Source organism: Microcystis wesenbergii FACHB-1317, from assembly GCF_014696875.1.
Taxonomy (GTDB): domain Bacteria; phylum Cyanobacteriota; class Cyanobacteriia; order Cyanobacteriales; family Microcystaceae; genus Microcystis; species Microcystis wesenbergii_A.
On sequence record NZ_JACJQV010000112.1, the window covers coordinates 18879 to 30158 of the forward strand.

The 11280-nt window shown below is 44.0% G+C and carries 13 protein-coding genes; 7 read left to right on the forward strand and 6 right to left on the reverse strand.

Annotated elements, in window-relative coordinates:
* Positions 1-62 precede the first annotated feature (62 nt).
* The 3 genes from argB to H6F92_RS08740 all read left to right on the forward strand — a co-directional run bounded on the left by argB (position 63) and on the right by H6F92_RS08740 (position 2604).
* Positions 63-950, forward strand: coding sequence for an acetylglutamate kinase (gene argB, locus H6F92_RS08730; RefSeq protein ID WP_190357556.1), 888 nt, complete (start codon positions 63-65; stop codon positions 948-950).
* Positions 951-1118: 168 nt separating this feature from the next.
* On the forward strand, positions 1119-1340 hold the full coding sequence (locus H6F92_RS08735; RefSeq protein WP_002759020.1) for a DUF4327 family protein: 222 nt from the start codon (positions 1119-1121) through the stop codon (positions 1338-1340).
* Between the two features lie 43 nt (positions 1341-1383).
* Positions 1384-2604: an efflux RND transporter periplasmic adaptor subunit gene (locus H6F92_RS08740; RefSeq protein WP_190357557.1), complete on the forward strand. Its 1221-nt coding sequence runs from the start codon at positions 1384-1386 to the stop codon at positions 2602-2604.
* A 186-nt stretch (positions 2605-2790) separates the two neighbouring features.
* Here H6F92_RS08740 and H6F92_RS08745 read toward each other — a convergent pair whose 3' ends face one another.
* The 3 genes from H6F92_RS08745 to pirA all read right to left on the reverse strand — a co-directional run bounded on the left by H6F92_RS08745 (position 2791) and on the right by pirA (position 3719).
* Positions 2791-3246 carry a GNAT family N-acetyltransferase gene (locus H6F92_RS08745; protein ID WP_190357558.1) on the reverse strand — a complete coding sequence of 152 codons (456 nt, stop codon included), beginning with the start codon at positions 3244-3246 and terminating at the stop codon, positions 2791-2793.
* Positions 3239-3403, reverse strand: coding sequence for a hypothetical protein (locus tag H6F92_RS08750; protein WP_167341559.1), 165 nt, complete (start codon positions 3401-3403; stop codon positions 3239-3241). Before H6F92_RS08750 ends, H6F92_RS08745 begins: the two co-directional genes overlap by 8 nt.
* Before the next feature lie 154 nt (positions 3404-3557).
* The gene (pirA, locus tag H6F92_RS08755; RefSeq protein ID WP_002733724.1) at positions 3558-3719 is read right to left on the reverse strand and encodes an arginine synthesis PII-interacting regulator PirA; all 162 of its coding nucleotides are present in this window, start codon (positions 3717-3719) and stop codon (positions 3558-3560) included.
* Between the two features lie 134 nt (positions 3720-3853).
* Here pirA and H6F92_RS08760 point away from each other — a divergent pair, with 134 nt between their 5' ends.
* The gene (locus H6F92_RS08760; RefSeq protein WP_190357559.1) at positions 3854-4651 is read left to right on the forward strand and encodes an SAM hydrolase/SAM-dependent halogenase family protein; all 798 of its coding nucleotides are present in this window, start codon (positions 3854-3856) and stop codon (positions 4649-4651) included.
* A 305-nt stretch (positions 4652-4956) separates the two neighbouring features.
* On the opposite strand, the gene nadC is transcribed toward H6F92_RS08760, so the two are convergent.
* The gene (gene nadC, locus H6F92_RS08765; protein WP_190357560.1) at positions 4957-5805 is read right to left on the reverse strand and encodes a carboxylating nicotinate-nucleotide diphosphorylase; all 849 of its coding nucleotides are present in this window, start codon (positions 5803-5805) and stop codon (positions 4957-4959) included.
* A gap of 71 nt (positions 5806-5876) precedes the next feature.
* Complete coding sequence (locus H6F92_RS08770; protein ID WP_190357561.1) at positions 5877-6443, reverse strand: Uma2 family endonuclease; 567 nt, start codon at positions 6441-6443, stop codon at positions 5877-5879.
* 455 nt (positions 6444-6898) lie between these two features.
* On the opposite strand from H6F92_RS08770, the gene H6F92_RS08775 reads away from it, so the two are divergent.
* From H6F92_RS08775 to H6F92_RS08785, 3 genes are read left to right on the forward strand one after another with little or no spacing between them, the layout of a single operon-like run.
* Positions 6899-7366 (forward strand): CBS domain-containing protein, encoded by a 468-nt coding sequence (locus H6F92_RS08775; RefSeq protein WP_012265148.1) that lies wholly within the window; start codon positions 6899-6901, stop codon positions 7364-7366.
* Positions 7367-7408: 42 nt separating this feature from the next.
* The gene (locus H6F92_RS08780) at positions 7409-7660 is read left to right on the forward strand and encodes a hemolysin XhlA family protein (RefSeq protein WP_190357562.1); all 252 of its coding nucleotides are present in this window, start codon (positions 7409-7411) and stop codon (positions 7658-7660) included.
* A 39-nt stretch (positions 7661-7699) separates the two neighbouring features.
* On the forward strand, positions 7700-8746 hold the full coding sequence (locus tag H6F92_RS08785; RefSeq protein WP_190357563.1) for a S66 peptidase family protein: 1047 nt from the start codon (positions 7700-7702) through the stop codon (positions 8744-8746).
* A gap of 181 nt (positions 8747-8927) precedes the next feature.
* On the opposite strand, the gene H6F92_RS08790 is transcribed toward H6F92_RS08785, so the two are convergent.
* Complete coding sequence (locus tag H6F92_RS08790; protein WP_190357564.1) at positions 8928-11057, reverse strand: secretin N-terminal domain-containing protein; 2130 nt, start codon at positions 11055-11057, stop codon at positions 8928-8930.
* Between the last annotated feature and the right edge of the window lie 223 nt (positions 11058-11280).

The following is an 11280-nucleotide window of genomic DNA, read 5'->3' on the forward strand; positions in this document are numbered from 1 at the left end:
ACAGTTTTTGTCAAACCCGAAACCGCTAAACTGATCACTGAATCAGACAGGTAAAAAAACCCATGAACAATAATACCCACGAAAACGATGCTCAACGGGTGAAAATCCTCAGCGAAGCCCTACCCTATATACAAGAATTTCGCGGTCGTACCGTAGTGGTTAAATACGGTGGTGCGGCCATGAATAACAGCGATATCAAAGACACAGTTATGCGAGATATCGTTTTTCTCTCCTGTGTGGGGGTTCGTCCCGTGATTGTCCACGGTGGCGGTCCAGAAATCAATAGTTGGCTGGATAAATTAGGTATTGAACCCCAATTTAAAGACGGTTTACGCGTCACCGATGCCGCCACTATGGATGTGGTAGAAATGGTGCTAGTCGGGCGCGTCAATAAAGAAATTGTTGCCCTGATCAATCAAGCCGGCGGTAAAGCGGTAGGATTATGCGGTAAGGATGGTAATCTGATCACTGCTCGTCCCGTGGGTAAAGAGGGTATTGGTTTTGTTGGAGAAGTCAGCGGTGTCGATACTAGCGTCGTCGAATCCTTGGTCAATAGTGGCTATATTCCCGTGATTTCCAGTGTGGCCGCCGATGAAACTGGCCAAGCTCATAATATCAATGCCGATACGGTAGCCGGAGAAATAGCGGCGGCTCTAGGGGCGGCTAAACTGATTTTGATGACCGATACAGCTGGAATTTTAGAGAACTACAAAGATCCTTCCACTTTATTGGCTAAATTAGATATCCAACAGGCCCGGGAGTTGATTCAAAAAGGCATCGTTGCCGGCGGGATGATTCCCAAAGTTGGCTGCTGTGTGCGATCGCTGGCTCAGGGAGTTCAGGCCGCTCACATTATCGATGGTCGTCTTGCCCACGCCCTTTTACTGGAAATTTTCACCGATCAAGGCATCGGTTCCATGATTGTGGCCTCCGGTTATACTAATCTATAGTAGTAATTACCGTACTTTTGGCTAAAAAGACTTGCCTAAAACCACGGATCTGGTGTACAAGTAAGTTAATAAACGCGCTTCTCGCTCCTTTGTAATGGCAAAAGTCTTAGTCTTGAGTTAGTTTAGTCGGGAAGCGCAAAATCCGAAGTTTTCATAGCAATTGAATTTATGACCAAACAAGCTGTAGCTCACCCGATGGTGAAGTTTCAACGCAAGGTTAGCAAGTGGATAGATGCGAAAGTAGTCAAACCTAGCGATAGTATCTGGAAACTCGCTCTTTTATATGGAGATGAGTGGGGATACTGGAAGCAAGAGCTGCTCGATTTCGGTTTCTCCATGCAAGACCCTCTCAGCGAAGTGGTAGCGGTAGAAGCTTGGGACGAAGAATAAGCGACCATCGACTCAAAAGCGGCTTTCTACTAGGAATATCCCCATGGGATCGACTCCGATTATCCTTTCCGCTCTGGTTATCTTATCCTTAAGTGCCAGTTGTTCTCCCCAGACAGAAACCCAACCACCGTCACCAGCAGCCCGTACTACTACCGTCAACGTCACCACCGCTAAACTGGCAACCATCGGACGCAATCTCGATTACACGGGAACTACCCGACCTTTAAAAGTGGTTTCTCTGCGATCGCAAGCCACCGGTCAGTTACTCAATCTCCCCGTCGAGGTGGGAGATGAGGTGCAATTAGGACAAATCCTCGCTCATGTTGATGATCGTCTCCTTGCCACCGTTGTCCGGCAAGAAAAATCCGCCCTGTCGGCCCTAGAAGCAGAATTAGCCCGGGCGAGAATTGAAGTCAGTAACGCTGAAATTGAAGTGGAGCGCCTACAACTACAATACCAACAGGCCAAAAATGATGGCGAGCGTCTGCAAAAATTAGCCCTAGAAGGGGCGATTCCCCTGCAACAGGGCGAAACAGCCCAAACCGCGGCGGCAGTGGCTTTAAAAGCCGTTAATAGCGGGAGATCGAGAATTAAAGTCGAGGAACAGGTGGTGGCGGCAATTATCGGCAGAATTGCCGCCCAAAAATCGGTCATCGCTCAGGAACAACAACGTCAGGCCTACGCTATTCTTAAATCACCGGCGACGGGGATAGTTATCGAAAAACTAAAAGAGCCGGGGGATTTAGTCAGTATCGGCGATGAAGTCCTCAAAATTGGTGATTTTCAACAGGTCAAGGTAGTAGTATTATTATCGGAATTGGATTTAAAAACGATTAATTTAGGACAAACGGTTAATGTCAGCCTTGATGCTTTCGGTGAGAGAAATTTTTCCGGTCGCATCAACAGGATTTTTCCCCTCAGCCAAGGCACGGCCCGGCGGATTCCCGTGGAGATTACTCTACCCAATGGGGATGGTTTAATTAAAGGGGGATTATTGGCCCGGGTGCGGTTTAATAATAATTCTGCCCCTCAGGTGATTGTCCCCGAAACAGCAATTGTCAGTCAGGGGGAATCCCCAGCCATTTTTGTCCTTTCCGAGTCTAACTCACAAGTGCAAAAACGTCCCGTTCGTCTCGGTCAAGCGCTCGACGGTCAAGTAGAAATTATCACCGGACTTGAACCGGGGGAGCGTTTCGTCGTTAATAGTAGTAAACCTTTGCAAAATGGTGAAAAAGTCCGCGTCAGTGTCCTGAGTAATCCTTGATGAGTCAGGGTTTAGCGACTTTTGTTGTGATCAGTAAACAGTAATCAGTAATCAGTAGGGGGTGGGGTGTGGGGAAATGGACAAGTGGAGCATTTGGCTGAAATTTCCCTAAACCCCCAAACCCCCAAAACCCTATCACCCTAACGACCGACTCCTAACGACCGTCTCGGAGTCTCCTGAAAGTTTTTAAATATTTTTCCACATCAGCAAAGAGCGAGTTTGAAAGCCGAGATTTTGGTAGAGATTGAGAGCATTGTCGTTATTGATGAAGACTTGTAAACCGATGCGGGTTTGTCCGCGACTTTTTGCCCAATCCTTAGCTCGATCGATTAGTGCGCTGGCGATACCTTGGCGACGATGCTGGGGATCGACGTAAATTAGGAAAATATGACCATAGCGATCGCCTGTCACCTGATCGACGGCACTCCCCATCCAGAGACAAGCGATCGCCGTTTGTTGCGCTTCGACGATCCACAGGGGAGTATCGAGGCAAAAAAACTGTCTGACTGTATCAGCTAGATGGGAGAGGTTTTTTTGTTCGGGAAAAAATTCTTCATAGGTGCGGGTGAGAAAATTAATTAGTAGATAGCGATCGCTTGTTTTTCCCAGTCGCAGCTGATAATTTTCGGGAAGGTTAGCCATGCCAAGGATAAAAGAAAATTATGCCCAGGGATGGCTCGATCGGAGCGGGTGCCGCTAAATCTGCCGGTAAAAAAATCCGGATGCCGGTGGCAACCAGAGCAACTAAAAACACTAAGATAGTCAGGAGCGGGGCGATATATTGCCGGAAAAAAGCCATAATTATTTGATCTCTACACTGCTGTTCTTTCTATTTTAAAGATTGCCAGTGGACATATCAGCAATTTTTTTCCTAAAAATTCGCCTAAAAAAAGTGACCGGCATACCGATCACCAGAAACCGACAACTAGACTATGACTAAACACCGATCAAATCTAACGAAGGTGCAAATAGGCCGCCTCTGCTTCCAATTGACGCACTAAAGCTTCATTTCCCTGCGCTCTAGCTACTTCCAGTCGGTGTTGTAAATTTCTGCGGAGTGTTTCCCTATGGGCCACGGTGGCCTGTGTTAGGACTTGCTGACGATTTTTGTTCATGATGGACAGACTTTTGAGCGACTTAACTTACCTTATATCTAAATCATAACATTCTCCTTGGTAAACTGTATCTTTAGCTACTGAATTTAGCGTTAAGATTTATTAACAGTGTTGGCCACCATAGGGACAAGTCGATGACGGAAAAGGCAATAATAACCCTTACTAGCGATTTTGGACTACAGGACGGTTATGTGGGCATGATCAAGGGAGTAATTGCGGGAATTGCCCCCCATGCTCGCACGATCGATCTGAATCATCAAATTTCGCCCCAAGACCTTTACGCTGGTCGTTTTATCCTCCTGAATGCCTATCAATATTTTCCCCAAGGCACTATTCATCTGGCAGTTATAGATCCAGGGGTAGGAAGCAAAAGACGCGGGGTAGGGATTCGTTTTGCCGGTGGTTATTTAGTCGGTCCAGATAATGGTTTATTTAGTGGCATTTTAAGTCAATCTCCCGCTCTATCTGCCGTTAATCTCAATAATTCTTCCTATTGGCGCACCCCTAACCCTAGCACTACTTTTCACGGTCGTGATATTTTTGCTGCTGTGGCCGCTTATTTGGCCCGGGGAGTACCCCTAGAAATGTTAGGTGAGATTATTGATCCCGATAGCTTGCAACAATTAGCGATCGCTGTTCCGCAAATCGAGGAAGATAAAATTAGGGGTCAAATTCAATATATTGACATTTTCGGCAATTTAATCAGTAATATTCCCGATTATCTCCTAGAGGGAAAAAATTGGTCAGTGCGGTTGGGTTCAAAAATTATCCCCGCAAAAAACACCTACAGTGATGTTCCTTGCGGGGAAATAGTCGCTTTTATCGGTAGTCACGGGGGGTTAGAAATTGCCGTCAATAGTGGGAGCGCCCAAAAGCAATTACACCTAAATATTGGCGATGCGATCGAGGTTAGAATAGATAGGAGCCAGTGATCAGTGATCAGTGATCAGTTATCAGTGATCACTGATCAGATTTGAGTTTTAAGGGTTCTTAGTTACTTGATATAGTTTGATCGGGTGGCATAAATCCACTAAATCCTTATCTGGCAAGAGACTTAATTGATTAGTTCATTCTAGATCAAAAATAATTGACAAAAATCGCTAAATGCCTTTCTCTATAAGGGTTTCATCCCTTATAACCCCCGTCTATTGCATAACACAAACCGAAGAGCCAAACCGTTTTAAGTTCACTGATAACTGATAACTGATAACTGATAACTGATAACTGATATAGCCTTTTAATCAATTCTCATACTAATATCTAACCAAGTAGAACGGGTAATCGGGGCGCTAGTAGAAATATAATCTACTCCTGTTTCGGCCACGTTGCGAATGCGATCGAGGGTAATATTTCCCGATGCTTCTATTTTGGTTTTACTATTAAAATTGCGGATCATCTCCACAGCAGTTTGCATCATCTCTAAATCCATATTATCTAACATAATGATCTCTACCTGCTGCTGCAGAGCCTGATTCACTTCTTCTAATTGACTGGTTTCCACCTCAATTGTGAGAGGATAGGGCATATTTTGCCGTACACGAAGCACTGCTTCCTCAATGCTGCCCGCTGCTTGAATATGATTATCTTTAATCATAATTGCATCATCTAAGCCCAAACGATGGTTAATAGCGCCACCGATACTGGAGGCATATTTTTCTAAAATTCGCAATCCGGGGGTAGTTTTGCGAGTATCCACCAATCTTGTCGATAAATCGGCAATTTTCTCCACATACTGACGAGTGGCACTAGCGATTCCACTCAAGCGCATGGCAAGATTTAAAGCGACTCTTTCCCCGATTAACAGCGCATCGAAGGAACCTTCTATCTCGGCAATAACTTTAGACTTGGGGCAGAATTCCCCCTCGGCAACGGTGGGGGTAAAGTGAATAGTGGGGTTAAGCAGTTGAAAAACTCGTTCAGCTACGGGTAAACCAGCAATAACTCCCGCTTCTTTGGCAATCCAACTAGCTTGACCGATTTTAGCATGACCGAAGAAAATTGCTTGGGTAGTGCGATCGCCTCTACCGAGATCTTCTCGTAACCAGTTTTCTAACAAGGGATCAAGAACTAATAGGGGCGGTAACATAGAATTTATCGAAACAATCGGGACGTATTTATTTTAAGTCTAGAAATGTTTGACCTGTTTGTAAACTTTCTTTAATCGAAACTTATCCCTTCATAGATTAACTCGATCGCACAGTGAAAATCGAGACTAGATAGAATAATTTCTTCTCCTTGACTATAAGCGCAGTAAAACCAAATTTTATCTTCACCGCGACGATAAACTTCAACACTGATCGATTCAGGATCGACTAAAACGTATTCTTGTAAACTAGGAATCTGACGATAATATTGTAACTTTTTAGTGCGATCGTAGTTTCCTGTGCTAGGGGAAAGCACTTCAATAATCACTTGTGGATGTTGAATAAAATTACGAGATTCTCTATCCCTAAAATCGCAACTAATCACCAAATCGGGATAAAAATAACGACTATTATTAGCTTGTACTTTCGCATCAGATACATTCACCCGACAGCCTCGCGGACGGAGATGAAGTCTTAAAGCAGTGTAAAAATTCAAGGTAATATCATTATGGGGCAGACTACCCCCAGTCATGGCGATAATTTCCCCATCAATGTATTCATGGCGACATTCCTGTGTAGCTTCCCATTCTAGATACTCTTCCGGGGTCATTCTTTCTGGGTATTGAGGTTGAGCGATCATTTTTCTTTTTCCTTGTCAACTAACTAAATTAATATCCCATTTCCTTTTTATGTTATACCATTTTCTCAGCCGAAGATTGAAGAATAGTCATAAGCTGTTCGTAATTTAAATTGCTTGTTGAGACGAGGCAAAAGGCAAGAGGCAACAGTAAAGGGATTAGGGTAGGTTCGGTTAATCTAAGAATAAGCGGTTTAAATGCGTCTTAGCTTAAAACCTCTTGCATAATTAATTTTTGAGGTTTTTGAACCCTCAAAAATAAGGATTAAATCGCATAAAATCCATAAATAGACCATTTAATTGATTATTATTCATTCTTAATTCTCCTGACTACTGACTACTGACTCCTAACCCTAACAACAATTTTTGATTTTTACAAGAGGTCTATAATTAAGCGGCGACTGATTACCCTAATGATAAGATAGAGAGAGAAAGCATTATTGTCGCAGGTCGCTAAGATGACGAAAACAGTTGCCGATATCATGACTCCCAATCCCATCACCGTCACCGCTAACACTTCTCTGTCTGAAGCAGTGAAGATTTTGGCCGAAAAGCGGTTTAGTGGTTTACCCGTGGTGGATGACAATATGCGACTGATTGGGGTTATCTCCGAAACTGACCTTATGTGGCAGGAAACGGGAGTAGAAGCTCCTCCTTACATTATGCTCCTCGATAGCGTCATCTATCTACAAAATCCTAGCCGTCACGAGAAATTACTCCATAAAGCTCTCGGTCAAACCGTGGGGGAAGTAATGACCGATAAACCTATTAGTATCACAGCCGATCGCCCTTTGAAAGAAGCGGCCTCGTTAATGTATGATCGTCATGTGCGTCGTTTACCGGTGATTGAGGAAGAAACCCACAAAGTAATCGGTATTATCACTCGCGGCGATATCATTCGCGATATGGCAAAATCGGAAGCATAATGGCTTTTCTAGGGCAACAATTAACTAAAAGGTCTTGAACAAATGAATCAATCTCAGGAAACGGTTACTTATTCCCTAGAAACTATCTTGATGCGGATGGAGGGAAAAATCGATTCGTTACAAAAAGATGTGACGGATTTAAAGGTAGGACAAGCGGTGTTAACGGGAAAAGTTGAGGGAATAGAAAATCGACTAAACTCATTAGAAGGAAACCAAAAATATCAGGTTTGGGCATTAATTGTCCTCTTAGCTGGGGCAATTGTGAAAACTTTTTTTCTGAGCAGTAATCCCTAAATTCTTATTTCCTTTGCAATTTCTCTAAAAACTATCAGAATGAAGCGCCGTCAATTTTTCATTAATTCCGCTCTAACTGCTGTTAGTTTTTCCCTAATTCCTAGAAAAGTTTTTAGCAGTAATTTTCCTCTAATTAAACCGCCACATCTACAACCGGGGGATGGAGTGGGTATTATTAGTCCGGCGGGGGCAACTTTTAAAGAAGATGATTTAAATATAGTTATCGAAGCAGTTAAAGCTTTAAAATTAGTCCCAAAAGTTGGTCAATACGCTTTAGATCGTTATGGTTATCTAGCGGGTAAAGATAGCGAGCGAGCGTCGGATATAAATCAATTTTTTGCCGATGATAATATTGCCCTAATTTTACCAATTCGCGGTGGTTGGGGAAGCGCTCGTTTATTACCTTATCTCGACTACGATTTAATTCGCCGTCATCCGAAAATCATCTGTGGTTTTAGTGATATAACTTCCTTATTATTGGCTATTTATGCCAAAACTGGTTTAGTTACTTTCCATGCTCCCAATGGCTTTTCTAGTTGGCGCACTGCTCAAACTGAAAGCTTTCGACAGGTTTTATTTTCTGGGGAAAAGTTAACTTTTAGAAATGTTCCCGATCCCGATGATGCCAATCGTTTAATGCGGGTAAAAAATCGGATTCAAACTATTACTAAAGGTCAAGCAAAAGGTAAATTAATCGGTGGTAATTTAACCACTTTAGCCTCAATAGTTGGTTCTCCCTATCTACCAGATTTTACTGGTGCAATCCTATTTTTAGAAGATATTGGTGAAGATATTTATGAAATTGATCGCCTTTTAAATCAATTAAAATTAGCAGGAATTTTTGATAATTTAGCTGGTTTTATATTCGGTCAATGCATCAATTGTAGTGCCGATAGTGACTATGGTTCCCTGACTTTAGAAGAAGTAATCCGAGAATATATTCAACCTTTAAAAATTCCCGCTTGTTTAGGTTTAATGATCGGACATTTGGAGATTATCGAGACTATTGCTATTGGTATTGAGGTAGAATTTGATGCTAATCGGGGAACAATTACTATGTTAGAATCGGCGGTTAGTAAACCGTAAAATAGCTGACTGTTGCTATTCCCTTTTTTAACTGATAACGGAATATTTAGACTGGCGAAGTCGGCTCCATCTTATTATTATACTAAATCCGTTGAGTATAGGCTAGTTATGAGGAGAGGCACTCATGCAAGAGGCAAAAGCTTCAGAAGCTGATTACTGATTACTGATTACTGATTACTGATTACTGTCGCGGTTGTACGGGGAAACCTTGACGCTGAAGCATTTCCGCCGCATCTTGGCCCGGTTGATAGTTGATACCGAGGGTAGAGGTGGCCGAATCTTCGATGATTTTGGGAGTGAGGAGAATAATCACCTCCGAGCGATCGTTGCGATTGGTACGACTGCGGAATAAAGCCCCTAAAATGGGAATATCGCCTAAAATTGGCACTTTTCTCTCAGAACTCTGTTGGCGCTCTTGGATAATCCCCGAAAGAATTAAACTCTGTCCATCCCGGAGACGAACTAAACCAGAGGTTAATTCCCGACGAATCAGAGGGGTAAGGGTGTTGACTGTGAGACCACCGCTATTAAATTCAATTGGAGACCCCGGAGAGGCAATGGTAGGGCTAACGGACAGGGAAATAAAGCCGTTATCATCCACCTGATCGATGTTTACCGCTAAAGTTAATCCAGCATCGGCCAGTACAGGGGTAGTGGTGCGTACACCACTGAGAGGATCCACCTGTGTGTTAACACTTTCTAGCACTTTCTCAGTCAGCTTAACGGTGGCCTGTTGACCTTCCTGCACTACCAGCGAGGGATCGGTGAGAATCTTGGCATTTCCTGTCTGAATTGACGCTTGCAGGGTCATCAGGAATTTTTGGGGATATTGGAACAGGGTCGGGGGTTCGTAGGTGAAGACAGGTGGTGTACCAGGTGTAGTGACTCCGGTGATGGGATTGAACGTGGCTGGCTCGCCTGGTGTAAATTCACTCAATCCGGGCTGAAAAGGGTTACTAATCCGACCAAAACTAGGGCGCGAGTAGGGTGTTAGACCCCCTGAAAAGTCATTCGGTCCCTGGTTAACACGGCCAAAAGGAGCGCCATTCTGAATGTCAATAAAAGTTTGAATTGCTGCTGTCCCCGTACCCGATATGATATCAAGAATCGGCACAACAGGCTGTGCAAAAGCCCCCGGTCTGGATACAGTTGAGCTACTGGGTGGGTTCATATTACCAAAGTTCAGCACTGCCGCCCCGTTATCTTGAACGAAGAAACCATCATTAAACCCAAAGGAAAAACTACTGCTAAAACTCTCGGTATTGAGCAGGTTGACATCAATAACTTTGACATTGACCACTACCTGACGGCGACGGGCATCCAGTTGGGTTAATAAAGAGGTGGCGATCTGTACTTGTCGGGGTTCGCCGATTAAATTAATAGAATTAAGGCGCTCGTCGGCGGCAACTCTTAAACCAGTTAAAAGTAAGGCAGCTTTTGAGTCTTTCGTTTCTTGGGGGGCCAGTGGCTCTAGGGTGGGAGGAACATCCCGGCGACCGATGACCCGTCCGGTGAGGGGATCGACGATATCCTCGGTTTGGGTAACTAAACGCTGGTATTCTGCCCCTTGGGTGGCGAGGAAAGTGGCGGCGGCGACGGCTTTAACTTGGTTGAGGCGCAGGGTGCGGCTAATCAGATTACGAGCGCCTTGGGGTAATTGCGCCCCGACAAAGATGGTTTTACCCTGACGGTTGGCCTGTAGTCCAGAAATTAACAATACGGCGTTAAAAATGCTTTCCACCGATTCGTTAGTAAATTCCAAGGAAACTGTCTGAGAAGTGGCGTTAGCTTCCCCCTGGGCGCTGGTGAAAACGACGTTATAACCGGCATAGTTAGCAAGGGTCATTAACACTTCTCTAGCGGAAGCTTCCCGGAGTAAAACACGAGGTACGGTGATATTGCGCTCAAATTTGATCTTTTCGGCACTAGCATCGATGTTAGAGATGGCAATGTCTCCCACCGGTGGGGCAACGGCTCGCGGTAGGGTGGGAGCGCCGGGGACTTGGGGTGCGCCTTGAATGATAATTTCTGGGTTAGGGACAAGGGGCGCACTTTGGGCGAGCAGTTTTTCACTAGCTAAAATGCGATCGCTGATTTCCTTTTGTACGGCATCGGGGGTGGGAAGGAGATTCTTAGGTCTTTTTTGTAAATTTTCTTGACTAAACTCTTGCGAAAATTCAATTTTTGATGTACTCGATTTTAACTCTGAACCATCGAAGGATTCGGGGGTTTCGGCCAAGGCGCTCAGGGGAGCCATCAATAAAAACGAGGCAATTTGCGGGATAAACAGGGCATAGCGAGACTGATTCACTTTAATTTCACTCCTCACAATTAGGGGATTCAACGGATAAAAAACCCAATACTGACAATGGAATCAAGACTATTTAATCATTGAAAGTTCTCCTATTGGGGCGGACTAGCGGGTAGGGTTGATTCATTTAAATTAAGTACAGCGGATTTTGAGTCAATAAATTTGAATGAAAATTCTCAAGTTTATCTTTTTCTAATCAAAAGAGTTAGTGACAATAACTAAT